The organism is Bacillus sp. FSL R7-0646 (genome assembly GCF_037969865.1).
Lineage (GTDB): Bacteria > Bacillota > Bacilli > Bacillales > Bacillaceae > Bacillus > Bacillus licheniformis.
Genome location: NZ_CP150217.1, coordinates 2321951 through 2346821, shown reverse-complemented (window position 1 = coordinate 2346821; position 24871 = coordinate 2321951). Strand labels below are relative to the sequence as shown.

General features: G+C 45.7%; 29 protein-coding genes. 28 read left to right on the top strand and 1 reads right to left on the bottom strand.

The window, feature by feature from the left end; all coding sequences use genetic code 11:
- The first annotated feature begins 1 nt into the window (after position 1).
- The 9 genes from MKY62_RS12075 to fni all read left to right on the top strand — a co-directional run bounded on the left by MKY62_RS12075 (position 2) and on the right by fni (position 8795).
- Positions 2-967, top strand: coding sequence for a YpdA family putative bacillithiol disulfide reductase (locus tag MKY62_RS12075; RefSeq protein ID WP_011198076.1), 966 nt, complete (start codon positions 2-4; stop codon positions 965-967).
- A gap of 109 nt (positions 968-1076) precedes the next feature.
- Positions 1077-2045, top strand: a complete 969-nt coding sequence (locus tag MKY62_RS12070) for an asparaginase (RefSeq protein WP_003183042.1) — start codon at positions 1077-1079, stop codon at positions 2043-2045.
- 79 nt (positions 2046-2124) lie between these two features.
- Positions 2125-2793: a glutamic-type intramembrane protease PrsW gene (gene prsW / locus MKY62_RS12065; RefSeq protein ID WP_003183040.1), complete on the top strand. Its 669-nt coding sequence runs from the start codon at positions 2125-2127 to the stop codon at positions 2791-2793.
- Between the two features lie 138 nt (positions 2794-2931).
- Positions 2932-3897 (top strand): spore cortex-lytic enzyme, encoded by a 966-nt coding sequence (gene sleB / locus MKY62_RS12060; protein ID WP_003183038.1) that lies wholly within the window; start codon positions 2932-2934, stop codon positions 3895-3897.
- A gap of 16 nt (positions 3898-3913) precedes the next feature.
- Positions 3914-5266 carry a germination protein YpeB gene (gene ypeB / locus MKY62_RS12055; RefSeq protein WP_003183036.1) on the top strand — a complete coding sequence of 451 codons (1353 nt, stop codon included), beginning with the start codon at positions 3914-3916 and terminating at the stop codon, positions 5264-5266.
- A 161-nt stretch (positions 5267-5427) separates the two neighbouring features.
- Positions 5428-5604, top strand: a complete 177-nt coding sequence (locus tag MKY62_RS12050) for a YpfB family protein (protein WP_003183034.1) — start codon at positions 5428-5430, stop codon at positions 5602-5604.
- Between the two features lie 79 nt (positions 5605-5683).
- Complete coding sequence (gene cmk / locus MKY62_RS12045) at positions 5684-6364, top strand: (d)CMP kinase (RefSeq protein ID WP_003183032.1); 681 nt, start codon at positions 5684-5686, stop codon at positions 6362-6364.
- A gap of 217 nt (positions 6365-6581) precedes the next feature.
- On the top strand, positions 6582-7730 hold the full coding sequence (gene rpsA, locus MKY62_RS12040) for a 30S ribosomal protein S1 (protein WP_003183030.1): 1149 nt from the start codon (positions 6582-6584) through the stop codon (positions 7728-7730).
- A 15-nt stretch (positions 7731-7745) separates the two neighbouring features.
- Complete coding sequence (fni, locus tag MKY62_RS12035) at positions 7746-8795, top strand: type 2 isopentenyl-diphosphate Delta-isomerase (protein ID WP_011198074.1); 1050 nt, start codon at positions 7746-7748, stop codon at positions 8793-8795.
- Positions 8796-8824: 29 nt separating this feature from the next.
- On the opposite strand, the gene MKY62_RS12030 is transcribed toward fni, so the two are convergent.
- Positions 8825-8956 (bottom strand): YpzI family protein, encoded by a 132-nt coding sequence (locus MKY62_RS12030; RefSeq protein WP_003183025.1) that lies wholly within the window; start codon positions 8954-8956, stop codon positions 8825-8827.
- Between the two features lie 72 nt (positions 8957-9028).
- Here MKY62_RS12030 and MKY62_RS12025 point away from each other — a divergent pair, with 72 nt between their 5' ends.
- From MKY62_RS12025 to aroH, 19 genes are all read left to right on the top strand, one after another.
- Positions 9029-9631 carry a hypothetical protein gene (locus MKY62_RS12025; protein ID WP_003183023.1) on the top strand — a complete coding sequence of 201 codons (603 nt, stop codon included), beginning with the start codon at positions 9029-9031 and terminating at the stop codon, positions 9629-9631.
- A complete protein-coding gene (locus MKY62_RS12020) occupies positions 9628-10527 on the top strand; it encodes a YIEGIA family protein (RefSeq protein ID WP_003183021.1) in 900 nt (299 codons plus the stop codon). The genes MKY62_RS12025 and MKY62_RS12020 overlap by 4 nt, the downstream gene beginning before the upstream one ends.
- A complete protein-coding gene (locus MKY62_RS12015; protein ID WP_003183019.1) occupies positions 10524-10718 on the top strand; it encodes a hypothetical protein in 195 nt (64 codons plus the stop codon). Before MKY62_RS12020 ends, MKY62_RS12015 begins: the two co-directional genes overlap by 4 nt.
- Positions 10719-10880: 162 nt before the next feature.
- Complete coding sequence (gene der, locus MKY62_RS12010; RefSeq protein WP_003183017.1) at positions 10881-12191, top strand: ribosome biogenesis GTPase Der; 1311 nt, start codon at positions 10881-10883, stop codon at positions 12189-12191.
- A gap of 15 nt (positions 12192-12206) precedes the next feature.
- Positions 12207-13247, top strand: a complete 1041-nt coding sequence (locus MKY62_RS12005) for an NAD(P)H-dependent glycerol-3-phosphate dehydrogenase (RefSeq protein ID WP_003183015.1) — start codon at positions 12207-12209, stop codon at positions 13245-13247.
- Positions 13248-13574: 327 nt separating this feature from the next.
- Entirely contained in the window at positions 13575-13778 is a 204-nt protein-coding gene (locus tag MKY62_RS12000; protein ID WP_003183013.1) for a DUF2768 domain-containing protein, read from the top strand.
- Positions 13779-13800: 22 nt separating this feature from the next.
- A complete protein-coding gene (locus MKY62_RS11995; RefSeq protein WP_003183010.1) occupies positions 13801-14517 on the top strand; it encodes a hypothetical protein in 717 nt (238 codons plus the stop codon).
- Positions 14518-14718: 201 nt separating this feature from the next.
- Positions 14719-16197, top strand: coding sequence for a stage IV sporulation protein A (spoIVA, locus tag MKY62_RS11990; protein ID WP_003183009.1), 1479 nt, complete (start codon positions 14719-14721; stop codon positions 16195-16197).
- A 417-nt stretch (positions 16198-16614) separates the two neighbouring features.
- On the top strand, positions 16615-16893 hold the full coding sequence (gene hbs / locus MKY62_RS11985) for a non-specific DNA-binding protein Hbs (protein WP_003183006.1): 279 nt from the start codon (positions 16615-16617) through the stop codon (positions 16891-16893).
- A gap of 206 nt (positions 16894-17099) precedes the next feature.
- Positions 17100-17669, top strand: coding sequence for a GTP cyclohydrolase I FolE (folE, locus tag MKY62_RS11980; RefSeq protein ID WP_003183004.1), 570 nt, complete (start codon positions 17100-17102; stop codon positions 17667-17669).
- A gap of 27 nt (positions 17670-17696) precedes the next feature.
- On the top strand, positions 17697-17927 hold the full coding sequence (gene mtrB, locus MKY62_RS11975; RefSeq protein WP_011198073.1) for a trp RNA-binding attenuation protein MtrB: 231 nt from the start codon (positions 17697-17699) through the stop codon (positions 17925-17927).
- A 142-nt stretch (positions 17928-18069) separates the two neighbouring features.
- Entirely contained in the window at positions 18070-18846 is a 777-nt protein-coding gene (locus MKY62_RS11970; RefSeq protein WP_003183000.1) for a heptaprenyl diphosphate synthase component 1, read from the top strand.
- A gap of 2 nt (positions 18847-18848) precedes the next feature.
- A complete protein-coding gene (locus MKY62_RS11965) occupies positions 18849-19547 on the top strand; it encodes a demethylmenaquinone methyltransferase (RefSeq protein WP_003182998.1) in 699 nt (232 codons plus the stop codon).
- 29 nt (positions 19548-19576) lie between these two features.
- Positions 19577-20539: a heptaprenyl diphosphate synthase component II gene (gene hepT / locus MKY62_RS11960; protein WP_003182996.1), complete on the top strand. Its 963-nt coding sequence runs from the start codon at positions 19577-19579 to the stop codon at positions 20537-20539.
- Positions 20540-20663: 124 nt separating this feature from the next.
- Positions 20664-21110, top strand: a complete 447-nt coding sequence (gene ndk, locus MKY62_RS11955; protein ID WP_003182994.1) for a nucleoside-diphosphate kinase — start codon at positions 20664-20666, stop codon at positions 21108-21110.
- A 139-nt stretch (positions 21111-21249) separates the two neighbouring features.
- Entirely contained in the window at positions 21250-22017 is a 768-nt protein-coding gene (locus MKY62_RS11950) for a protein-glutamate O-methyltransferase CheR (protein WP_009327996.1), read from the top strand.
- A gap of 71 nt (positions 22018-22088) precedes the next feature.
- A complete protein-coding gene (gene aroC, locus MKY62_RS11945; protein ID WP_003182989.1) occupies positions 22089-23261 on the top strand; it encodes a chorismate synthase in 1173 nt (390 codons plus the stop codon).
- Entirely contained in the window at positions 23261-24349 is a 1089-nt protein-coding gene (gene aroB, locus MKY62_RS11940; RefSeq protein WP_016886706.1) for a 3-dehydroquinate synthase, read from the top strand. Before aroC ends, aroB begins: the two co-directional genes overlap by 1 nt.
- Positions 24346-24729, top strand: coding sequence for a chorismate mutase (gene aroH, locus MKY62_RS11935; protein ID WP_003182984.1), 384 nt, complete (start codon positions 24346-24348; stop codon positions 24727-24729). Before aroB ends, aroH begins: the two co-directional genes overlap by 4 nt.
- Positions 24730-24871: the final 142 nt, after the last annotated feature.

Below are 24871 nucleotides of genomic sequence, written 5' to 3'. Positions count from 1 at the left end.
CATGAAAGAAGAAAAAGTGATCATTATCGGCGGCGGCCCCTGCGGGCTTTCAGCAGCTATTCACATGCAAGAGATCGGAATAGATGCACTCGTCATTGAGAAAGGAAACATCGTCAACAGCATTTATCAATATCCTACTCACCAAACCTTTTTCAGCTCAAGCGAAAAACTGGAGATTGGCGATGTGGCTTTTATTACTGAAAATCACAAGCCGGTCAGAAATCAGGCGCTTTCTTATTACAGGGAAGTCGCCAAACGAAAAAATCTACGGATCAACGCGTTTGAGAAAGTTCAATCCGTAACAAAAACAGAGAATAACCAATTTATCGTGGAAACATCAAAGGACACGTATTTGTCTTCTTTTTGCATTGTCGCAACGGGATATTATGACAATCCGAACTATATGAATGTACCGGGAGAAGACCTTCCAAAAGTATTTCATTATTTTAAAGAGGCTCATCCGTACTTTGATAAAGATGTTGCAGTTATCGGGGGCAAAAACTCAAGCGTCGACGCGGCAATGGAGCTCGTTAAGGCGGGCGCAAGAGTGACCGTATTGTACAGAGGGAACGAATATTCCTCCAGCATCAAACCGTGGATCCTTCCGGAATTCCTTTCGCTTGTCAAGCACGGAAAAATCAGAATGGAATTCCGGGCGGTCGTCAAAGAAATTACGGAAGACGAGCTGATTTTTTCTGTCGACGGAAAAGAAACCAGGATCAAAAATGATTTTGTATTTGCCATGACCGGCTATCATCCAGATCATAGCTTTCTTCAAAAAATGGGAGTCAAAATCGACGCAGAGTCGGGCCGTCCTTTCTTTAATGAAGAAACGATGGAGACGAACGAAGAAGGCATCTTTATCGCCGGCGTTATTGCGGCCGGGAACAACGCAAATGAAATCTTTATTGAAAACGGCCGTTTTCACGGCGGCTTAATCGCAGCTGAAATTGCTAAACGGATATAAAAACCGGATGTTTTATGATTTGTATCAGGCAAAAGAGAGCATATTCTATATATAGATGTGCTCTCTTTTTTATCGGCACACAGATCAACGCGAAAAGGGGCATCTTGACATGAATAAAAAAGTAGCTCTCATTACAACGGGAGGAACGATCGCCAGCCGGAAAACCGAAAGCGGCCGGCTTGCGGCAGGGGCGATCAGCGGCCCTGAATTAGCCGAAATGTGCAGCCTGCCGGAAGATGTACAGATCGATGTCTACCCGGCGTTTCAGCTTCCAAGTATGCATATAACATTTCAGCATTTATTAGAGCTCAAGCAAACCATCGAACGCGTGTTTCAGGACGGCGGCTATGACGGCGCGGTTGTAACGCATGGTACGGACACGCTTGAAGAAACCGCCTATTTTTTGGATTTAACAATAGAGGATGAGAGGCCGGTCGTTGTCACAGGTTCACAGCGAGCACCGGAACAGCAAGGCACAGATGCATATACAAATATCAGGCATGCCGTATATACAGCTTGCAGTCCGGATATAAAAGGAGCCGGCACGGTTGTTGTTTTTAACGAAAGGATCTTTAACGCGCGCTACGTTAAAAAAGTGCACGCTTCGAATCTGCAGGGTTTTGACGTATTCGGTTTCGGCTACTTAGGGATCATTGATAACGACAAAGTATACGTTTATCAAAAGCCGTTAAAGCGGGATGTTCACCAGCTGCAAAGGCCGCTTCCTGCAGTGGACATCGTCAAATGCTATCTTGATGGAGACGGCAAGTTTATCAGAGCCGCCGTCCGCGAGGGTGTCGAAGGGATCGTCCTTGAGGGAGTCGGAAGGGGGCAGGTGCCGCCGAATATGATGGCTGATATCGAACAAGCTTTAAATCAGGGCGTTTATATCGTCATCACGACGAGCGCAGAGGAAGGCGAAGTTTATACGACCTATGACTATGCAGGCAGCAGCTATGACCTCGCGAAAAAAGGGGTCATTTTAGGCAAGGATTATGACAGCAAAAAAGCGAGAATGAAACTCGCCGTCCTTCTTGCAAGCTATAAAGAAGGCATAAAAGACAAATTCTGCTATTAGGCGGCCTGTTCTTTTTCAATTTCAAAACAATCCGAATCATGGTAGGATAGAATGAGATGAAAAGGAAAGAGGTTTCCTCATGTTCGGAATTATCTCAGCAGGCCTAGCTCCCGGAATCGCACTGTTAATGTATTTTTACTTAAAGGAAAAATATGAATCCGAGCCCATTCATATGGTCATCCGCCTCTTTATACTGGGGGTTTTGCTCGTTTTTCCGACGATGTTCATCCAGTATGTATTGGAAAAAGAACACATTTCTGAGGGCAGTTTTGTCGTTTCGTTTTTAACTTCCGGCTTTTTGGAAGAATTTTTAAAATGGTTTTTGCTGATGGTCAGCACCTTTCAGCATATCGACTTTGATGAACACTATGACGGAATCGTATACGGGACAAGCCTTTCATTGGGGTTTGCGACGCTTGAAAATATATTGTACCTCATCGGAAACGGGGTGGAGTACGCCTTTATGCGCGCTTTGCTTCCGGTTTCCAGCCATGCTTTATTCGGAGTGATCATGGGCTTTTACATCGGCAAAGCCCGTTTTTCGGATAGCAAAACAAAGATGAAATGGCTGCTATGCTCGCTTTTTATTCCGGCTTTGCTTCACGGTCTATACGATTATATTCTGCTCGCCTTAAAAAACTGGATCTATTTTATGCTGCCCTTTATGGCGTTTCTTTGGTGGTTCGGCTTGCGCAAAGCAAAAAAAGCCCGTTCCGTCAAAACCGGCGGGCAGCCTCTTCAGCAATAGCCGCCTTGTAAAAGGGCGGTTTTTTTATTTTTCTTGTCAGGCATATTTGCCTAAAGATGAAACAGAAAGGAAAGCGTGTATAAAATCTGCCTCGCTACAAAAGATATGGTTACAAAAATGCTGGAGGAGGCTTAAAACATGAAGTCGAAAGGTTCTTTTTGTTTGAATGTCATTTTATGTACCATTATGGCAACCAGTCTTTCACTTCCATTCAGTCAAAAAAGCGCTGCCTTTTCTGAACAGGTAATACAGCGGGGGGCGACAGGGGATGATGTGATTGAACTGCAGGCAAGACTTCAATACAATGGCTATTACAATGGCAGAATTGACGGAGTATACGGGTGGGCGACATACTGGGCCGTCCGCAATTTCCAAAATCAGTTCGGCTTAAGGGATACAGACGGCCTGGTCGGGCCGAAAACAAAACGATTATTAATCAATCATACTAAATATTACAGCGACTACGTGCACAGACAGCTTCGAAAAGGAAACCAATTTACACATTACGGCGGGCTGCCGCTGAAGTATCAGACGAAGCCTTCAAAAGAAGTGCAGCAGCAGGCGAGAAAAAAGGCGGAAGCAAGACAGCGGCAGGGCGCACAACAGCGGGGTACCGCCCAAAAACAGCCGCAGCAAAAGCAGCAGGCCGCTCCTGCACAGCCGAAAAAACAAGCACAGCCAAAGGCTGCACCTAAACAAGCCGCGCCTAAAAAACAGGATGCCGTTGCAGCCAATATGCCGGGCGGATTCTCGAACAACGACATTAATCTGTTGGCCCAAGCGGTTTACGGTGAAGCGCGCGGAGAACCGTATGACGGCCAGGTTGCCGTTGCAGCTGTTATATTAAACAGGCTCGATAGCCCTACGTTCCCGAATACGGTGGCGGGCGTTATCTTTGAACCGCTTGCATTTACAGCTGTCGCGGACGGACAGATTTATATGACGCCGGATGAAACGGCGAAAAAAGCCGTTCTTGACGCCATCAACGGCTGGGATCCATCAGAAAATGCCACTTACTATTTTAACCCTGACACGGCCACTAGCTCATGGATTTGGGGCAGACCTCAAATTAAAAGGATCGGTAAACACATTTTCTGTGAATAAAAGCGAGGTGCTATAAATGATCAGAGGAATTTTAATCGCCCTTTTAGGTGTCGCCATCGTCGGAACAAGCTATTGGGGCTATAAAGAACATCAGGAGAAAGACGCCGTTTTGCTTCATGCCGAAAACAACTATCAAAGGGCATTTCACGACTTAACTTATCAGGTGGATCAGCTGCATGATAAAATCGGGAGCACGCTTGCGATGAACAGCAAAAAAACGCTGTCTCCCGCTTTGGCGGAAGTCTGGAAAACGACTTCTGAAGCGCATAACAATGTCAGCCAGCTGCCGCTGACCTTAATGCCGTTTAACAAGACCGAAGAGTTTTTGGCAAAGGTCGGAGATTTCAGCTACAAAGCAGCCGTGCGCGATCTTGACAAAGAGCCGCTCAATAAAAAAGAGTACGCTTCTTTAAATCAGCTATATGAAAATTCAAAGGATATACAAAATGAACTGCGTAATGTCCAGCATTTGATTATTGACAAAAATTTGAGATGGATGGATGTAGAACTTGCGCTCGCGTCCGGCCAAAAACAAAGCGACAATAAGATTATTAATGGCTTTAAAACCGTTGAAAAAAGCGCAAGTGCATTTTCGGATACGGATTTAAGCGCGACAGAGATGACGAACACGAAAAAAGAGCAGCAAGGGTACGACCATTTAAAAGGCAAGAGAATAACCGAAAAAGAAGCGCGCAAGATTGCCCAAAAATTCGCTCAGGACAAAAATTACAATATCAAAGTGTCGAAAAGCGGCAAGAAAACGAACAGGGATGTATACAGCATCAGCATGCAGGACCCTGATCAAAAAGCGGATATTTATATGGACATTACCGAAAAAGGCGGATATCCGGTTTATCTGATTCAAAACAAAAAAATTAAAGATGAAAAAATCAGCTTAAACGATGCGTCAAACAAAGCCCTTCAATTTTTGAAAAAAAACGGCTATAAAACAGAAGACCTGAAGATGGATGAAAGCTCGCAATACGACGGCGTCGGGGTGTTTTCATTTGTTCCGGTCCAGGACGATGTCTGGCTCTATCCGGACAGCATCCGCATCAAGGTCGCACTTGACGACGGCGAGATTACCGGGTTTAATGCAAAGGATTTCTTAATCTCCCATAAAAAAAGAGACTTGCCGAAGCCCAAACTAACGCCTGAAAAAGCGAAAGCAAGCCTGAATCCCAACGTAAAAGTTCAGGAGACGCGCCTTGCTTTAGTCACGAACGAGCTTTCACAAGAAGTGCTCTGCTACGAAATTCTCGGCACGATTGAAAACGATACATTCCGCATGTTCATCAATGCCAATGACGGCACGGAAGAGAAGGTTCAGAAAATGAAAAGCGCAGAACCGATATACAACGACTTGTAAAAACGATAGATCAAAGGGAAAAGGCGATAACATGCCTTTTCCTTTTTAGCATTTGGAATAATTCGCCCTAAACATTTCCATACTGAACATATGGGCGGAACGTCCGCCGGTAAATTGAAAATGCCCGGGGCCATAAATTTTCCGGGCAGCGGAGGAATAATATGAAAACAATCGAACGGTTATTATTTAAGATACTCGTCGTACAGACGGTCATTTTAATCAGCGTGCAGCTTCTTTTTCATTTCTCCAAGGCTGAGCCTTATCTGTCAAAGGTCGTGCAGTATGAAGGCGTGAACAACATGAAAATCGGCGAATGGATCGAGACATTTAAGCCGTAATTCACGCTAAAATCTCCCCTTTTTCGCCTAATACATGATACAATCCTATAAGGAGTACCAGATAGCAAGGAGAGGAATTATGGAAAAGAAATTATGCATTGCAATAGACGGCCCTGCGGCAGCCGGAAAAAGCACCGTGGCGAAAATCGTGGCCAGAAAAAAGTCGTATATTTATATTGATACGGGTGCCATGTACAGGGCGATTACGTATCTAGCGCTGGAAAAGGGCGTTGATTTAAACGACGAAGCGGCGCTGACGGCCTTGTTAAAAGAATCTGCCATCGATCTCACGGTTTCGCCTGAAGGAGAGCAGAAGGTTTATATCGCAGGCGAAGATGTAACAGAGGCGATCCGCACGGATAGCGTGAGCAACCAAGTCTCCATCGTCGCCAAATACGCCGGGATCCGCGAAGAAATGACGAAAAGGCAGCAGCAGCTGGCTGAAAAAGGCGGAGTCGTCATGGACGGCCGCGACATCGGAACCCACGTTCTCCCGAATGCGGAAGTGAAAATATTTCTCTTGGCGTCCGTCGAGGAGCGGGCAAAACGCCGCTTTGAAGAAAACGTCAAAAAAGGGTACAATGTAAATTATGAAACGCTTGCAGAAGAAATCAGGCGCCGTGACAAACTCGATTCAGAGCGCGAGATTTCCCCGTTGAAAAAAGCGGACGATGCGCTTGAAATCGACACGACTTCATTGACGATCGATGAAGTGGCCGAAAAAATTCTGCAGATTGTAGACAAAAAGGCTCAAAAATAAAAAATCCGGGCAAATTACTTATTGTCTGCATGTTTTGACTTGACAAACACAGGCTTTTATTAGAAGTTAGTAATAATAAATCATGTTTTAGAACATTCAAATATCCATTTTTGAATGGTTCTTTAATACATATCGGCTGTCCGGAGCGGATATCATTTCGTCCGGAATAACCGTTTTTACAAAAGCTGTGTAGGTTTGGACCAAGGAGGTTATTGAAATGACAGAGGAAATGAATCAAATTGATGTTCAAGTACCAGAGGTTGGAGATGTGGTGAAAGGTATTGTAACGAAAGTTGAGGACAAGCATGTCGATGTTGACATCCCCAACTGCAAGCAAACCGGAATTATCCCAATCAGTGAATTATCAAGTCTTCATGTTGAAAAAGCATCAGATGTCGTCAATGTTGACGATGAGCTTGAATTAAAAGTGACAAAAGTGGAAGACGATGCATTGATTTTATCAAAACGTGCTGTTGATGCAGACCGCGCTTGGGAAGACCTAGAGAAAAAGTTTGAGTCAAAAGAAGTGTTTGAAGCCGAAGTAAAAGACGTCGTTAAAGGCGGTCTGGTCGTCGATATCGGCGTGCGCGGATTCATTCCCGCATCGCTTGTAGAGGCGCATTTTGTCGAAGATTTTACAGATTATAAAGGAAAGACGCTTACTTTAATCGTCGTTGAACTTGACAGAGATAAAAACCGCGTGATTTTATCACACCGTGCGGTTGTAGAAAAAGAGCAGTCAGAAAGAAAACAAGAATTTCTTCAAACGCTGGAAGCAGGACAGGTGCTTGAAGGAAAAGTACAGCGCCTGACAGACTTCGGTGCTTTCGTTGACATCGGCGGCATTGACGGTCTTGTTCACATCTCCCAGCTCTCGCATTCACACGTTGAAAAACCGTCGGACGTCGTCGAAGAAGGCCAGGATGTCAAAGTCAAAGTGCTGTCCGTCGACCGCGACAATGAACGAATTTCGCTATCGATCAAAGAAACGCTTCCTGGACCTTGGTCCAACATCGGTGAAAAGGTGAAGCCTGGAGACGTATTGGACGGAAAAGTTCAGCGCTTGGTGAGCTTCGGTGCATTTGTCGAAGTGCTTCCTGGAGTTGAAGGCCTCGTCCACATTTCGCAAATCTCCAACAAACACATCGGAACGCCTCATGAAGTGCTTGAGGAAGGCCAGGACGTAAAAGTGAAAGTGCTTGATGTCAATGAAGAGGAAGAGCGCATTTCTTTAAGCATGAAAGAGCTTGAAGAAAACACCGATAAAGCAGAGCAGGAAGATTACCGTCAGTACCAGGCGAAGGAAGAGTCTTCAGGGTTCCAGCTCGGTGAAATGATCGGAGACAAACTGAATAAATTAAAGTAAAATTTGGTGATGATGGTGACGCGAGCAAAAAGAAAAAAAGAACACATTGATCATGCCCTGTCCACCGGACAGAAACGTCAGACCGGGCTTGATGATATCACATTTGTTCACGTCAGCCTTCCGGAAACGGAATTGTCACAAGTTGATACTTCAACCAAAATAGGCGAACTGTTTTTAAGTTCGCCTATTTTTATCAATGCGATGACAGGCGGAGGCGGGAAGGCGACGTTTGAGATCAACAGGGCTTTGGCGAGGGCGGCTGCACAAACAGGCATACCGGTCGCTGTCGGCTCGCAAATGTCCGCTTTGAAAGATCCCGATGAGCGACCTTCATACGAGATCGTCAGAAAAGAAAATATGAAGGGGCTTGTATTCGCCAATTTGGGGAGCGAAGCGACAGTGGAACAGGCCAAGCGGGCGGTCGACATGATTGAAGCCGATATGCTTCAAATTCACCTCAATGTGATTCAGGAAATCGTCATGCCTGAAGGCGACCGCAATTTTACAGGACGCCTGCGCCGGATTGAAGACATCTGCCGGAGTGTCAGCGTACCAGTCGCCGTAAAAGAGGTTGGCTTTGGGATGAGCAGGGATACCGCGGCCCGGCTTTTTAACGTCGGCGTTCAGGCGATCGATGTCGGCGGTTTCGGGGGAACGAATTTTTCGAAAATCGAAAATTTGCGCAGGGATAAAGCAGTTGAGTTTTTCGATCAATGGGGCATATCGACAGCAGCCAGCCTGGCCGAAGTCAGTTCGATATCCGGCGATCGGCCGATTATCGCATCCGGCGGCATACAAGATGCCCTTGATTTGGCCAAATCGATAGCGCTGGGCGCGTCTGCGGCTGGGATGGCAGGCTATTTTCTCAAGGTGCTGACAGCTTCGGGAGAAGAGGCGTTAGCCGCCGAAATCGAGAGCCTGATAGAAGATTTCAAAAGAATTATGACCGTCTTGGGTTGCAGGACGATTGAACAGTTGAAAAAAGCGCCGCTCGTCATCAAGGGCGATACATATCATTGGCTGAAAGCGAGGGGTGTTGACCCCTTTGTTTACAGCATGCGTTAAAAAAACCGGCTTCTCTTGAGCCGGTTTTTTTACGGGTTTCGCTTGCGCGCGTCCTCCGCACTTTCGAGAGAGGCGGCGCCATTGTAGCTGATCGACTGGTCACGGTCCGATTCGGTTCGCTTCTGCTGTTTCAGCTTCTTTTCCTGTCTGTCTTTTCCCAACGCTGTTCCCTCCTTATCGCACGTTTAAAAAATCTTAAGTCGCTCCATACTGAAAATGGAGGACGAAAACATATGGAAGAATTCTATTATTATTGGTCAATGTGGTTTTTATGGGTGCTGACGACTTTTATCCTCGAGAAAAACAGGTTTCGCTTTTATGCGTCAGCATTTATTTTGCTCAACATCATTTTAAGTATGTATCAGGTCAGGCTCTTTATGTATTTTAATGCCGCCTATTTGTCGTTTTATATCGGAGCCTTCATGCTGTGCGGTTTTTTGAGGCTTCATAAAAGTGTCAAGCGGCTGCTGCTTCATCTCTCGATGGTGTCCGCCTACGGTTTTTTGTTTCTGTTTGCATTATATGACCCTGTTTGGTTTATCCTAAAGCCTGAATGGCTGATCATCATCTTGTTTGTCATCATGACAGCAGCTTTTGAAAGAAGCTTCGCCGTCCGTCTCGGGGTGTTTGTGCTCGGGATGTGCCAGGGGGAGCTCTTGTATACATTCGTCATCAGAAAGCTCTATGGAGACATTGCAGCGGGCGGTTATTCATGGCTGTCAATGTGCGCTGCGGGGATCGTTCTCGTTTACGGAATATCCCAGTATGAACAGCTGATGCATCAAGTCTATCATAAATTGAAGCGATTGAATAAAGGAGCAGCAAAAATGTCATGAGCCAATATACTTATCCGATCATCTTGGGAATTGTCGCAGGTATTGTTGTCAGAGTATATATGCTCCGAACCGACTACCGCCAGTACCCCACTTATCTTCATGGGAAAACGATACATATTGCGCTGGCTTTGATCGCTGCCAGCATTGGCGCGATCATTATTCCGTCAATCTTGAAATCGGATTATACAGCGATTACGTTTTTAACGCTGGCTGCAACCCAATTCAGGGATGTCCGGAACATGGAACGGGAAACATTGACGCAGCTTGACGGCTATGAACTCGTTTCAAGAGGCAGCACGTATATCGAAGGAATCGCGATCGCCTTTGAAAGCAGGAATTACATTGTCATTTTTACATCGCTCCTGACGACCCTCGCATACATTCTGTTTTCATCGGTATGGGCAGGCCTTGCTGCTGCTTTGATCTGTTTTATCGCGGGCAGAATCTTAATGTCCGGAAGCTTTATTAAGGATATCGCCGATATAGAGTATAAAAAGCCTCATTTTGAAGGGGCCGGACTTTATGTCGACAATATTTACATTATGAATATCGGGCTTCCCGAAAAGCGGAAGCTGATTTTGGAACACGGCATGGGGTTTATTTTGAAGCCGAAAAATTTTAATTCCGCAGTAACGATTGCCAATCTCGGGCAAAGACAAGCGATTTTATTTGACGTTTCAAATGTGCTCGGCGTGTATCGAGATTCTGGAGAACCCTCTCTTTCGCCGCTTGCGAAAAGGGATTTGAATGACGGGCGGGTCGCGGTTTTTGTCCTTCCGGTCATCAAGGACAAAGAGACGGCGATCAGGGTCATCGGCGATGTTCCGACGCTGGAAAACGCCATCCGCGTACCGATGGAATTCATTAAAGAAAAGCACAGCAAGGTGATAAAATGAGCGAATCAATCGAAAAATTCATTCTCGCCGTCGTCACAACGAGGCGAGACAGAGTGATCGGCGGGACGGCTGCATTTTTCTGCGACACCCCCGAGGAAATGAACACGTACGCCAAAAACCTTGAAGCCATTCTCGACGGAATCGCCCACGGAATAGGAGATGACCTTTATTTGATTGTGAAACATTTTTAATTACAGTTGTGATCTCTTTAGAAATTGATATAATATATGAGTTAAGCCCTTCTGTATGGAATAAGAAGGGTTTCTTTCTTCAAACTGATTTTTTGAAAAGAGAAACAAATGATCATTCATTTAAAGATGGAAAAGCTTTACTGAATTGAAAGGAAGGGTACTATGGGAAAACCTGTCGTAGCCATAGTTGGAAGACCCAATGTGGGGAAGTCCACGATCTTTAACAGGATCGCGGGCGAAAGAATTTCGATTGTGGAAGATACACCTGGCGTGACGCGGGATCGGATATACAGCTCTGCCGAGTGGCTGAATCACGACTTCAACCTGATTGATACAGGCGGAATCGAAGTCGGCGATGAGCCGTTTTTGGCGCAGATTCGCCATCAGGCCGAGATCGCCATGGAAGAAGCAGATGTGATTATTTTCATGACGAACGGCCGCGAAGGCGTCACAGCCGCTGATGAAGAAGTGGCAAAAATTTTATACCGTACAAAAAAACCCGTCGTTCTGGCGGTTAATAAAGTGGATAATCCTGAAATGAGAGCAAACATTTACGATTTTTATGCCCTCGGCTTTGGCGAGCCGTTCCCGATTTCAGGGACGCATGGCCTTGGTCTCGGCGATCTGCTTGACGCGGTCAGCGAACATTTTAAAAACATACCCGAGACGAAGTATGAGGATGAAGTCGTTCAATTTTGCCTCATCGGCCGGCCGAACGTCGGAAAATCCTCCCTTGTAAACGCCATGATTGGAGAAGAGCGCGTTATCGTCAGCAATATTGCGGGAACGACGCGCGACGCCATTGACACGAGGTTTACATACAATCAAAGAGACTTTGTCATCGTGGATACAGCCGGGATGAGAAAAAAGGGGAAAGTGTATGAGGCAACTGAAAAATACAGCGTCCTCCGAGCTTTAAAGGCGATCGACCGTTCAGAAGTCGTCTGCGTCGTCTTGGACGGCGAAGAAGGCATTATTGAGCAGGACAAGCGGATTGCCGGCTATGCGCATGAAGCAGGAAAAGCTGTTGTCATCGTCGTAAACAAATGGGATGCAGTCGAAAAAGACGAGCGGACGATGAAAGAATTTGAAGAAAAGGTTAGAGACCACTTTCAATTTTTGGACTACGCGCCTGTTTTGTTTATGTCCGCTTTGACTAAAAAGCGCATCCATACGCTGATGCCTGCGGTCATGACGGCGAGCGAAAACCATTCGATGAGGGTGCAGACCAATATTCTTAATGATATCATTATGGATGCGGTGGCTATGAACCCGACGCCGACGCATAATGGAAACCGGTTAAAAATTTATTATGCGACACAAGTGGCTGTGAAGCCGCCGACATTTGTCGTATTTGTCAATGACCCTGAGCTGATGCATTTTTCTTACGAACGCTTTTTGGAAAACCGGATACGCGACGCCTTCGGATTTGAAGGAACACCAATCAGGATTTTCGCAAGAGCAAGAAAATAAAGAGGTGTAGTAAAAATGACAAAAGTATCGATTTTGGGAGCCGGAAGCTGGGGAACAGCCTTGGCGCTCGTTTTGGCGGACAACCAGTACGATGTGTGCATATGGGGCCATCGTGAAGAACTGATTCAGCAAATCAATGAACATCATGAAAACAAAGATTATCTGCCGGGTGTCAAACTTTCTGAAAACGTGCGTGCCACAACAGATCTTGAAGCTGCAGTGGCTGATGTCAAGACGATCATTGTCGCCGTTCCGACAAAAGCGATCCGCGAAGTTTTGGCACAGGCTGTTTCCTTCATCAACCAAAAGGCGATTTTTGTACATGTTTCAAAAGGAATTGAGCCTGACACACTGCTTCGAATTTCTGAAATGATGAAAGAAGAAATTCCGGCTGAATTAAGGGAGGACATCGTCGTTCTGTCCGGACCGAGCCATGCGGAAGAAGTCGGTTTAAGGCATCCGACGACAGTAACGGTATCTGCCGACAGCAGCATTGAATCGGCCCAGGCGATCCAGGATATGTTTATGAACCAGAATTTCCGCGTGTATACGAATCCGGATATGATCGGCGTAGAGATCGGCGGCGCGCTGAAAAACGTCATTGCGCTTGCCGCGGGCATTACAGACGGTTTGGGATACGGAGATAATGCGAAAGCCGCGCTGATTACAAGGGGCTTGGCAGAAATCGCCCGGCTCGGCACAAAAATGGGCGGAAATCCGCTGACATTCTCGGGTCTTACTGGAATCGGGGACTTGATCGTCACCTGCACAAGCGTCCATTCACGAAATTGGCGAGCCGGTAATATGCTGGGTAAAGGCTTCAAGCTGGATGAAGTTCTGGAAGAAATGGGGATGGTCGTCGAGGGGGTCCGCACGACAAAAGCCGCTTATCAGCTTTCAAAGAAATTTGATGTAAAAATGCCGATCACCGAAGCACTGCACAAAGTATTGTTTGACGGCGAAAAAGTTGAGACGGCAGTCGAATCATTGATGGCAAGAGTCAAAACACACGAGATGGAAGATCTTGTGAACACATTCGAAAATCAAATGAAATGACCGCCCCATCATCAACTGCTTTTATACTCTCCTCTAAGTTCGTTTTAAAAAAACCAAAACATTTTGGAGACTTAGGCAAGAGAGGATACATTTGTCCGAAGACTTGCATAAAATAGAATCGAAGTCTGGAAGAGCTGTATCTTACAAATTGGGTTATATAGTCACAATCATTATGCCTGAAGCAAAGCCCCCCTCTTTGCTTCAGGCTTTTTTTTGCGGCTTTTTCCGTTTCGAAATATTGGAAAAGCTGTTGAACTTCTGGTTTTTCTTATATAAAATGAAATATAACGCTTACATCACAAGAAAAGGTAGAAGGAGGGCTTCAATGTGAATGTCGGTCTGTTAAAAATGTGGTTTGCCTTGGGATCAATGGGCCTGATGTTCTTAGCGGTGATTGCCATATACATAAGCAGATATAAATTTAAAAACCGTTTTTTAAAAATTATCACGTCATTTGTCGCCTACACATGTATGCTCATCTCCGGCGTGATCGTCTTTTTTGTCGTCTTCAGCGGCCCCGTCAACGAATAATGCATAAAAAAGGAAGATTCATATGAAAATCGTAAACGTTCTGCTCGCTATTTTATTGACCGCAATCATGTTAAGCGGTTGTTTGTACCCTGAAGAAAGAAAGGCGAAAAACAGCGCACCGCATCAGCACCAGCTCAAAGAAGTGCAGGCGGCCGTTGATGAATTCAGGGAGGCGACGGGAGGGCTTCTGCCGATTAAGACAAGGGATATGGGCGTGCCAATCTATCAAAAATACCCTATCGATTTTAACAGGCTGTCCCCCCGGTATATGGCTGAGCCGCCGGGCACATCCTATGAAAACGGCGGAGAGTACTTGTACGTTCTTGTCGATGTGGAAAAAAAGCCGACGGTCAAGCTCATTGATGTAAAAATGTCGGAAATGATCAGGGAGTTAAAGCTTCGGGTCGAAATGTATAAAGATCAGCACAAGTATCCGCCGTATAAAAAAGTCGTATCCAAGAACTTATTCATGCTTGACCATGAAAAGCTCGGACTGAAAGAGGCGCCTTCTGTCACGAGTCCGCTTTCGGGCACCTCGCTGCCGCTTCTCGTCGATGAAAAAGGCGACATTAAAGTGGATTACCGGATGGATTTGGCCAAGCTGATGAAGAAGTCGAAAAAAACGGTAAAGCCGGGCGAGGAAGTCCAAGATTTGATGTGGGAAGAGACGCCTTTCGTTCCGGCGTTTTCGGTAAAGTACACAGTGAATGACAAACAGGAACCTGTTTTTCTCGAATAGAATATCGGTCAAAATGCAAGTATCAGTCATGAACCTTTCTCCTCGGCATACAATGAGGAGAAAGGTTTTTTCATGTATGCCGAAAAAATTTCCCTAAGCTGTCATATTGAAATAGGACAACGTCATACACTATAGTGTCCTGTTTTTGATTGATGAAGAAGTAAAAAATTGAAAAGGATTGGAAGTCCGGGAGGGGATCACTTGGAAAAGGTCGATATTTTCAAGGATATCGCTGAACGAACAGGAGGCGATATATACTTAGGTGTCGTAGGAGCTGTACGTACAGGAAAATCTACGTTTATCAAAAAATTTATGGAGCTAGTGGTGCTCCCGAATATCAACAATGAAGCAGACCGGGCGCGCGCACAAGATGAGCTCCCCCAAAGTGCCGCTGGCAAAACCATTATGACAACTGAACCGAAGTTTGTTCCGAATCAGGCAATGTCAGTTCATGTCAGTGACGGACTCGATGTGAATATAAGGCTTGTCGACTGCGTCGGCTATACTGTACCCGGGGCAAAGGGATACGAGGATGAAAACGGGCCGAGAATGATCAATACTCCTTGGTATGAAGAGCCGATTCCGTTTCACGAAGCTGCCGAAATCGGCACGAGAAAAGTCATCCAAGAGCACTCCACAATCGGTGTTGTGATTACGACTGACGGCACGATTGGAGAAATCGCCAGACAGGATTATGTCGAGGCTGAAGAACGGGTGATCGACGAGTTGAAAGAGGTTGGAAAACCGTTTATCATGGTCATCAATTCCGTAAGGCCGTATCATCCGGAAACAGAAGCGCTCAGGCAAGAATTGATGGAAAAGTACGACATTCCGGTGCTGGCGATGAGCGTTGAAAGCATGAGGGAAGCGGACGTTCTGAGCGTTCTCAGAGAAGCGCTTTACGAATTCCCTGTGCTCGAAGTCAACGTCAATCTTCCAAGCTGGGTGATGGTATTAAAAGAGAATCATTGGCTCAGGGAAAACTATCAAGATTCCGTTAAAGAAACCGTCAAAGATATTAAAAGACTGAGAGATGTCGACCGCGTCGTCGGACACTTCAGCGAATTTGATTTCATCGAGCGCGCAAGCCTCGCCGGAATTGAAATGGGCCAGGGGATCGCGGAAATCGATTTATACGCGCCGGATTACCTGTACGATGAAATTTTGAGGGAAGTCGTCGGCGTTGAAATCAGAGGAAAAGATCACCTCCTTCAGCTCATGCAGGATTTTGCCCATGCCAAGACCGAATATGATCAAGTCTCAGATGCATTGAAAATGGTGAAACAAACCGGCTATGGAATCGCAGCTCCCGCATTAACCGATATGAGCCTGGATGAACCGGAAATCATCAGGCAGGGTTCAAGATTCGGAGTCCGGCTGAAGGCGGTGGCGCCGTCGATTCATATGATCAAAGTCGATGTAGAAAGCGAGTTTGCGCCGATCATCGGAACAGAGAAGCAGAGCGAAGAGCTTGTCCGCTATTTAATGCAGGACTTTGAGGACGATCCGCTGTCAATCTGGAATTCCGACATATTCGGAAGAAGCTTGAGCTCGATCGTCAGAGAAGGGATTCAGGCGAAGCTGTCACTCATGCCTGAAAATGCGAGATATAAGCTGAAGGAGACGCTGGAGCGCATTATCAATGAAGGCTCAGGCGGCTTGATTGCGATCATCTTATAAAAGGGAAGGCCTCTTATCATACGGGAGGTCTTTTTTTATGCCTGAAAACAGGCTGAACGGGCGCGGTGAAAGGGGGTTGGACGGCAAGGGCTTGCGGCTGGAAATATAGGAAAGATTATGATTAAAAAAGAAAAAACAGGAATATTTGTTCGTTTTATTCTGCTTAAACCTTGACGAATAAGGGATCATCGCTTTAAAATGCTTGATATGGCTATTCAGATGTGTTAATCTACAAACAGAAAATCTTCACTTTACTGGACAAACGTTCCTCTCAAAGTGAAATTTTCGCTGGAAGCCGTGAAATGCCTTTTCTATATTTATTTGAAATTTCTGTTCAAACAGGTATAGAAACAGGTTGAACTGTGAAGAAATGATGATAATCTATTGATTGATACCTTTTGGGAGGAGGTGAAAGGCATGAACAAGACAGAACTAATCAATGCGGTTGCAGAAGCAAGCGAACTATCTAAAAAAGACGCTACTAAAGCAGTTGATTCTGTTTTTGATACAATTTTAGATGCACTTAAAAACGGTGAAAAAATTCAATTGATCGGTTTTGGTAACTTTGAGGTTCGTGAGCGCTCAGCTCGTAAAGGACGCAATCCTCAAACAGGTGAAGAAATCGAAATCCCTGCAAGCAAAGTACCTGCTTTCAAACCAGGTAAAGCGCTTAAAGACGCTGTAGCAGGAAAATAATTGTATGTATATGCCGTTTTCGCGCGTAATACATACCATGTTGTTTCTTCACAGGAAAGCCCCTTTTCAAAGGGGCTTTTCATAATTTAAAGGCCTTTTTTAGACGGATAACATTTTGCCGGCAAAAAACCTTTCATTTTGCTTTTATAAGCTGAAGTGTGCTAGAATCTGAATTAAATGTATGCGTTTCTGGAGGATATAAAACAATGAGAGAAATCAACAAAGACCAAATTGAACAAGCCGTCCGGCAAATATTGGAGGCGATCGGAGAAGATCCGAACCGCGAGGGCCTTCTTGATACACCGAAAAGAGTCGCAAAGATGTACGCTGAAGTATTTGCGGGTTTAAACGAAGATCCGAAAGAGCATTTCAAAACGATTTTCGGCGAGGATCACGAAGAGCTTGTTCTTGTTAAAGATATTCCTTTTTATTCAATGTGTGAGCACCATTTAGTTCCTTTCTACGGGAAAGCCCATGTAGCCTATATCCCTAAAGGCGGAAAAGTGACAGGACTCAGCAAGTTGGCGAGAGCCGTTGAAGCGGTGGCAAAACGTCCGCAGCTTCAGGAGCGGATTACGTCAACAATTGCCGACAGCATTGTTGAAACGCTGACTCCGCACGGTGTAATGGTGGTTGTTGAAGCCGAGCATATGTGCATGACGATGCGCGGCGTGAAAAAGCCGGGTTCAAAAACTGTCACTTCAGCTGTAAGGGGAACGTTTAGACAGGATGTGGCTGCTCGCTCTGAGGTGTTGGAGCTTATCAAAACATCATGATTAAAAATGAGAAGGTGTGCGATGAACATGACCAATAATCAATCGAATGATTTTGTCGTTATCAAAGCCGTTGAAGACGGCGTCAATGTGATCGGACTGACAAGGGGGACGGACACGAGATTTCATCATTCAGAAAAGCTTGATAAAGGAGAAGTGATGATCTGCCAGTTTACCGAGCATACCTCCGCGATCAAGGTCCGGGGCGAGGCCCTTATTCAGACGGCAAACGGCGAGATGAAGAGCGAATCGAAAAAATAGCAGGCTGGCTTTTTATGCCCGTCCGCGTGGCATAAGACAATATCTTTCAACATATTATGGTATAATTAAACTTTCTCCGCTCAAAAAAGATACATAATCAATCAAAAGAAAAACTGCGAATTTTGGGACAAGGGTGATATCTTTGCAAGACATCTACGGACAATTATCTTATTTGAAAATCAAGCTGAATCAAAAGCTTTCACATCCATATTTGGCGAAGCATCTGACTGCGCCGAAAGTTGATGAGGATAAGCTGTTTCTTTTCTACGCTCTGTTTGAGGAAACGGATTTAAAAGAAGCTGACAAGGAAAGTTACATCTTAACGGCGATGCTTGTTCAAACAGCCCTTGATACCCATGATGAAGTCACGACCGCAGCTTCAATTAAACAGGACGATTATAAAAACCGCCAGCTGACCGTATTGGCCGGTGATTACTTCAGCGGCATGTACTACTCGCTGTTATCGGGTATGAAGGATATTTATATGATTCGGACGCTCGCTGCGGCCATCAAAGAAATAAACGAACACAAAATCAGGCTTTACGACCATTCCGCAAAAGATGCAGACAGCCTGAAAAAAAGCGTCAGCATAGTGGAAGCTGCACTTTTTCACCATCTCGCCGACCACTTTTACCTGCCTCACTGGAAAACAGCCGCCAATGACTTTCTTGTCTTTAAAAGGTTTGCGGCCGAAGAAAAAGCTTCAGATTCCCGGCTGCTGGAGACGATCATACAGAAAGAGTTTCCGGAAGGACAGGCTTCATGCGGACAGCTGGCTGCTGCGGCTTATAAAGAAGCCAAGCTTGCGATCAACCAGTCGCTTGCCAAAAAGCCCGCCGTCCAAAAATGGCTTCTGAAACGCCTGCAGGAAATTCGGCCTGAAAAACGAACTTATCATCAGAAAGTGGAAGAAGGGTAATCATGGTGCAGTCAAAAGAACAGCGCGTACATGGCGTGTTTGAAAAGATTTATAAAAATTATGACCAGATGAACTCCGTCATCAGCTTTAAACAGCATAAAAAATGGCGCGACAAAACGATGCAGCTCATGAACGTTCCAAAAGGAGCCACAGCGCTTGACGTCTGCTGCGGGACGGGAGACTGGACGATCGCGCTCGCTGATGCGGCAGGAGAGACAGGGGAAATCAAGGGCCTTGATTTCAGCAAAAACATGCTGAGCATCGCCGAACAAAAAACGGAAAGCTACAGCCAGATCGAATTGATCCACGGCAATGCGATGGAACTGCCCTTCCCGGATAATACATTCGACTATGTCACCATCGGCTTCGGGCTTCGCAATGTTCCCGACTATTTAACCGTATTAAAAGAGATGGCGCGCGTGGTAAAACCCGGCGGCCAGGTTGTATGCCTTGAGACGTCCCAGCCTGAAATGTTCGGGTTCAAACAGCTATACTTCCTGTACTTCCGCTTCATTATGCCTATGTTTGGAAAGCTCTTTGCCAAAAGCTTCAAGGAGTATTCATGGCTTCAGGAATCGGCCAGGGAATTTCCTGGTATGAAAGAGCTTGCCGCGTTGTTTGAAGAGGCTGGATTAAAAAATGTTCAATATCATCCGTTCACAGGCGGCGTAGCGGCAACACATGTCGGCTGGAAGCGATGATGACTACAGAAATACTCGGGTGAATCGATATGAAATTGACAACGTTTTATTCTTTTTTGAATGACGATATTGAATTAATAGAAAAAGAGCTTGAAAAGACCGTGCACTCCGACTATCCATTGCTCAGTGAAGCGAGCCTGCATTTGCTGCAGGCCGGAGGCAAGAGGATTCGTCCCGTGTTTGTCCTGCTTTCCGGCATGTTCGGCGAATACGACATCAGCAAAATTAAAAATGTTGCCGTTTCGTTGGAATTGATACATATGGCTTCGCTCGTACACGACGATGTCATCGATGATGCGGAGCTGAGAAGAGGACAGCCGACAATCAAAGCGAAGTGGGATAACCGGATTGCGATGTATACAGGTGATTATTTGTTCGCTCGCTCACTTGAAGCGATGACAAAAATAAACGAACCGAAAGCCCATGAAATCTTGTCCAAGGCGATTGTCGAAGTCTGTCTTGGAGAAATTGAACAAATTAAAGATAAATATAATATGGAGCAAAATCTCAGAACCTATTTGAGAAGAATCAGGCGCAAGACAGCACTTCTAATCGCGTCGAGCTGCCAGCTAGGGGCCATTGCTGCTGGTGCGGGTGAAAACATTCATAAAACGTTGTACTGGTTTGGCTATTATGTCGGCATGTCCTATCAAATTATTGATGACATCCTCGATTTCACCTCAAGCGAAAAAGAGCTTGGCAAGCCTGTGGGCAGCGATCTGCTTCAGGGGAATGTCACGCTTCCCGTATTATATGCACGGAAATCGCCTGAGCTAAAAGCGCGCCTGATGCTGGTCAACAGTGAAACCACTCCAGAACAGATCAAGCCAGTGATCGAAGAGCTGAAGAAAACGGATGCCATTGAACAATCGTTCAGGGTCAGTGAAATGTATTTAAACAAGGCTTTCGAACTGCTTGAAACGCTCCCGAAAAACCGGGCGCGGACGGCACTGGGCCAAATTGCGAAATACATCGGCAAGCGAAAGTTCTAAAAAACGTCAAATGAGTCGAAAGTATGAATATTCTCCACCCTTTATTGATTAATTGTTTGAAAAATGCTATATTTCTGTTGTAGTGTTGAAAGCCTATACATATTAGCGGGGTGGAGAATCGACTATGGAAAAAACCTTTGTGATGGTAAAACCTGACGGCGTTCAGCGTCAGCTGATCGGCGAAATTTTGTTAAGATTCGAACGTAAGGGCTTACAATTAATCGGAGCCAAGCTGATGAAGGTCTCAGAAGAGACGGCAGGCGAGCATTATAAAGAACATAACGGGAAACCGTTTTTCGGCGAACTTGTCGACTTTATTACTTCAGGCCCGGTATTCGCCATGGTATGGGAAGGCGAGGACGCAATCGCGGTCGCCAGACAGCTGATCGGGAAGACGAACCCTAAGGAAGCGCTTCCAGGTACAATCCGCGGAGACTTCGGCATGTTTGTCGGAAAAAATATCATTCACGGTTCAGATTCTCCTGAAAGTGCAGCACGCGAAATCAACTTGTTTTTTAAAGAGGACGAACTTGTTGAAGACGAGAAATTAATGAATCAATGGATTTACTAAAAATCAGCTGAAAAGCTGATTTTTTTATATGGAATAGAATGGCTGCCGGCGGGCGGGCTTTTTTCTTTTAAAGATACAAATTTAAAAGAAAACAAGCTATAATTGTACTCATATCAGCACGACGATTAGGAGAGAAAACATGGACAATTACAGTTTCTTCGTTGATAAATGGAAAAAAATGACTGATGTGGATTTGGCATTGTACAAAGAGGCGCAAATGAAAAGAAGACTGACGTCTCTATATGAGAAAAAAGGATACGGCGATTTCCGCGAGTTTGCGCTCGCTTTAGAAAAGAATGAAGCTCTTCTGCAGGAAACATTGGACAGAATGACAATCAATGTTTCAGAATTTTACAGAAACTATAAGAGGTGGGAGGTTCTCGAAAAAACGATCCTGCCGCTTTTAAAGCCTGCGAAAACGCTGAAAGTTTGGAGCGCGGCTTGTTCAACCGGGGAAGAGCCTTATACATTATCAATGATTTTAAGCAGACAGAAAGGCCTCACAGACTATCAGATTATCGCAACAGATATCGATGACAAAGTCCTTCAGAAAGCGAAAGAAGGCGTATATCAGGAAAGGTCCCTGCAGGAAGTGCCGAAAGAGATGAAAGAACTTTATTTTACGCAAGACGGAAACCGCTTTAAAGTCAAAGACGAGATCAGGAAAAACATCCGCTTTCAAAAGCACAATTTACTGGCTGATCCGTATGAGAAAGATTTTGATATCATCGTATGCCGCAATGTGCTCATTTATTTTACGGAGGAAGCAAAAGAAAAGATCTATCATAAGTTCAGCGGCAGCCTGAAGAATAAGGGGGTTTTGTTTGTCGGAAGCACGGAACAGATCTTCAATCCGGAAAAATACGGTTTTCAATCGACAGATACGTTTTTCTATCAAAAAAGTTAGCTGACTTTTTATAAAGGGTTATGTTATAGTTTTACTTAAAAGCGTTAATGTGATGAAGGGAGAACGAAAGCATGAGGTATTTAACAGCCGGTGAATCTCACGGTCCGCAGCTTACGACAATTATCGAAGGAGTCCCAGCGGGGCTTTATATCACAAAAGAAGACATCGATTACGAGCTTCAAAGACGTCAAAAAGGCCACGGCCGCGGACGCCGGATGCAAATCGAAAAAGACCAGGCGCGGATCACAAGCGGTGTAAGACACGGGCGTTCTCTTGGATCGCCGATCGCTCTCGTCGTCGAAAACAATGACTGGAAACACTGGACGAAAATCATGGGTTCAGAGCCGATCACGGCTGAAGAAGAAAGCGAAATGAAACGACAGATTTCAAGGCCGAGACCGGGGCACGCCGATTTGAACGGCGCGATCAAATACGGGCACAGAGACATGCGCAACGTGCTTGAACGTTCATCTGCCAGAGAAACGACCGTCCGTGTAGCGGCAGGAGCCGTCGCCAAAAAGATCCTTTCCCAGCTCGGCATTCAAGTGGCCGGCCACGTGCTGGAGATCGGCGGAGTAAAAGCTGAAAAAACAAATTACGAATCTATCGAAAACTTGAAAAAAGTAACCGAAGAGTCCCCTGTCAGATGCTATGACGAAGAAGCGGGCAGGAAAATGATGGACGCGATCGATGAAGCAAAAGCAAATGGGGATTCGATCGGCGGAATCGTCGAGGTGATAGTTGAAGGGGTGCCGGTAGGAGTCGGCAGCTATGTCCATTACGACCGAAAACTCGACAGCAAGCTTGCAGCCGCCGTACTGAGCATCAATGCTTTTAAAGGGGTTGAATTCGGCATCGGCTTTGAAGCCGCACGCAAAAACGGCAGTGAAGTCCATGACGAAATCATCTGGGACGAAGAAAAAGGCTATACGCGGGCAACAAACCGTCTCGGCGGTCTTGAAGGCGGAATGACAACGGGAATGCCGATTGTCGTCAGAGGTGTGATGAAGCCGATTCCAACGTTATACAAACCGCTTAAAAGCGTTGATATCGAGACAAAAGAGCCGTTTACAGCGAGCATCGAGCGTTCCGACTCCTGCGCTGTCCCTGCCGCAAGCGTGGTGGCTGAAGCGGTTGTTGCATGGGAAATCGCAAATGCGATCGTCGAGCAGTTTGGCGTTGACCAAATGGACCGGATCGCTGAAAATGTTGAGAAAATGAGAAAGCTTGCGAGGGAGTTTTAATGAAATCACTTCAAATCGAAACCGCTTCTTTGTCCTACCCGGTATTCATCGGGGGAGGCATTAGAAAAAACGCGGCAGAGCTTTTGTCATCCTTGAACCTTCCGATGACGAAACTGCTTTTGATCACCGACGAAGAAGTTGATAAACGCTATGGAGAAGAGCTGTTCAGTCTTCTCCGCAGCAAATGGCCCGTCAAAAAGGTTGCGGTGCCAAGCGGCGAGCAGGCCAAATCCATCGATATGTTTATGAAGCTCCAGACGGAAGCCATTCAATTTCGCCTTGACCGCTCGTCATGCATTGTGGCGCTGGGCGGCGGTGTTGTCGGCGATCTTGCAGGATTCGTCGCTTCAACTTTTATGAGGGGCATCGATTATGTGCAATTCCCAACGACTCTGCTGTCTCATGACAGCGCAGTCGGAGGGAAAGTGGCCATTAATCACCCGCTCGGAAAAAACTTAATCGGCGCTTTTCATCAGCCGAAGGCGGTGGTATATGACACCGAATGCCTGAGCACGCTTCCGGAAAAAGAAATGCGTTCAGGTCTTGCGGAAGTCATTAAGCACGCATTTATCCGTGATGAATCTTTCTTGAACGAATTGCTTAAACTTGATTCAATAGAAGCGATTACGACCGGCCAGCTCAGTGAAATGGTTTACAAAGGCATTTCGATTAAAGCGGAAGTTGTCTCACAAGACGAACGCGAACAGGGAATCAGGGCCTATTTGAACTTCGGGCATACGCTTGGCCACGCCGTTGAAGCCGAATACGGCTACGGAGAGATCACCCATGGCGATGCCGTCGCTTTAGGCATGCAATTTGCTTTGTTTGTCAGCGAGAAGGTGCTGAATTGTCCTGTTGACCGTACGAAAATCGCCGCCTGGCTGAAAAATCTCGGCTATCCGGAAAGCGTGAAACGCGAAGTTTCAACAGAAGCCCTTATCAATCGAATGATGAACGATAAAAAAACACGCGGAGGCATCATTCAGTTTGTCCTTCTGGATAAGATCGGCAGTGTGCGGCTGCACTCCTTTAAAGCCGAAGAAATCGAACGATGGCTGAATATGTGGAGATTGGAGGGAGACAAATGATGATGCGCGGGATTCGGGGAGCGACGACCATTGACCGGGATACAGAAAAAGACATTACGGAGCGGACGAAGCAGCTGATCGGAAAAATGATCGATGAAAATCGACTCAAACCTGAACAAGTCGTACAGATCTTAATTTCTGCTACTTCCGATATACACGCTGCTTTTCCCGCGAAGGTCGTCAGAACGTTTGACGGCTGGCAGCATGTGCCCGTCATGTGCATGCAGGAAATGGATGTTGAACACGGCCTTAAAAAATGCATCAGAGTGATGATGACGGTTCAGACGGATATGCGGCAGGATGAAGTCCGCCATGTTTATTTGGAAAATGCAGTAACGCTCAGACCTGATTTATCATTGACAAAAAATACTGAATTGTAATACGATTGTAGAAACCTTGAAATACACAGGAGTGTGTATGGGGTTTTAGTTTAGAAAAGCTGAGTATGAGACTAGGGTAGATTGAGAATGAGTTGAGATGAGCTGAGTTGAGACAAAACGTTTATTCATTCTACCCAAAAGA

What these genes read in the sequence shown, in the direction of transcription:
- MKY62_RS12075 (WP_011198076.1), top strand. Translation starts at nt 2, where the DNA reads ATGAAAGAAGAAAAAGTGATCATTATCGGCGGCGGCCCCTGCGGGCTT.
- MKY62_RS12070 (WP_003183042.1), top strand. Translation starts at nt 1,077, where the DNA reads ATGAATAAAAAAGTAGCTCTCATTACAACGGGAGGAACGATCGCCAGC.
- prsW (WP_003183040.1), top strand. Translation starts at nt 2,125, where the DNA reads ATGTTCGGAATTATCTCAGCAGGCCTAGCTCCCGGAATCGCACTGTTA.
- sleB (WP_003183038.1), top strand. Translation starts at nt 2,932, where the DNA reads ATGAAGTCGAAAGGTTCTTTTTGTTTGAATGTCATTTTATGTACCATT.
- ypeB (WP_003183036.1), top strand. Translation starts at nt 3,914, where the DNA reads ATGATCAGAGGAATTTTAATCGCCCTTTTAGGTGTCGCCATCGTCGGA.
- MKY62_RS12050 (WP_003183034.1), top strand. Translation starts at nt 5,428, where the DNA reads ATGAAAACAATCGAACGGTTATTATTTAAGATACTCGTCGTACAGACG.
- cmk (WP_003183032.1), top strand. Translation starts at nt 5,684, where the DNA reads ATGGAAAAGAAATTATGCATTGCAATAGACGGCCCTGCGGCAGCCGGA.
- rpsA (WP_003183030.1), top strand. Translation starts at nt 6,582, where the DNA reads ATGACAGAGGAAATGAATCAAATTGATGTTCAAGTACCAGAGGTTGGA.
- MKY62_RS12025 (WP_003183023.1), top strand. Translation starts at nt 9,029, where the DNA reads ATGGAAGAATTCTATTATTATTGGTCAATGTGGTTTTTATGGGTGCTG.
- MKY62_RS12020 (WP_003183021.1), top strand. Translation starts at nt 9,628, where the DNA reads ATGAGCCAATATACTTATCCGATCATCTTGGGAATTGTCGCAGGTATT.
- MKY62_RS12015 (WP_003183019.1), top strand. Translation starts at nt 10,524, where the DNA reads ATGAGCGAATCAATCGAAAAATTCATTCTCGCCGTCGTCACAACGAGG.
- der (WP_003183017.1), top strand. Translation starts at nt 10,881, where the DNA reads ATGGGAAAACCTGTCGTAGCCATAGTTGGAAGACCCAATGTGGGGAAG.
- MKY62_RS12005 (WP_003183015.1), top strand. Translation starts at nt 12,207, where the DNA reads ATGACAAAAGTATCGATTTTGGGAGCCGGAAGCTGGGGAACAGCCTTG.
- MKY62_RS11995 (WP_003183010.1), top strand. Translation starts at nt 13,801, where the DNA reads ATGAAAATCGTAAACGTTCTGCTCGCTATTTTATTGACCGCAATCATG.
- hbs (WP_003183006.1), top strand. Translation starts at nt 16,615, where the DNA reads ATGAACAAGACAGAACTAATCAATGCGGTTGCAGAAGCAAGCGAACTA.
- folE (WP_003183004.1), top strand. Translation starts at nt 17,100, where the DNA reads ATGAGAGAAATCAACAAAGACCAAATTGAACAAGCCGTCCGGCAAATA.
- mtrB (WP_011198073.1), top strand. Translation starts at nt 17,697, where the DNA reads ATGACCAATAATCAATCGAATGATTTTGTCGTTATCAAAGCCGTTGAA.
- MKY62_RS11965 (WP_003182998.1), top strand. Translation starts at nt 18,849, where the DNA reads ATGGTGCAGTCAAAAGAACAGCGCGTACATGGCGTGTTTGAAAAGATT.
- hepT (WP_003182996.1), top strand. Translation starts at nt 19,577, where the DNA reads ATGAAATTGACAACGTTTTATTCTTTTTTGAATGACGATATTGAATTA.
- ndk (WP_003182994.1), top strand. Translation starts at nt 20,664, where the DNA reads ATGGAAAAAACCTTTGTGATGGTAAAACCTGACGGCGTTCAGCGTCAG.
- MKY62_RS11950 (WP_009327996.1), top strand. Translation starts at nt 21,250, where the DNA reads ATGGACAATTACAGTTTCTTCGTTGATAAATGGAAAAAAATGACTGAT.
- aroC (WP_003182989.1), top strand. Translation starts at nt 22,089, where the DNA reads ATGAGGTATTTAACAGCCGGTGAATCTCACGGTCCGCAGCTTACGACA.
- aroB (WP_016886706.1), top strand. Translation starts at nt 23,261, where the DNA reads ATGAAATCACTTCAAATCGAAACCGCTTCTTTGTCCTACCCGGTATTC.
- aroH (WP_003182984.1), top strand. Translation starts at nt 24,346, where the DNA reads ATGATGATGCGCGGGATTCGGGGAGCGACGACCATTGACCGGGATACA.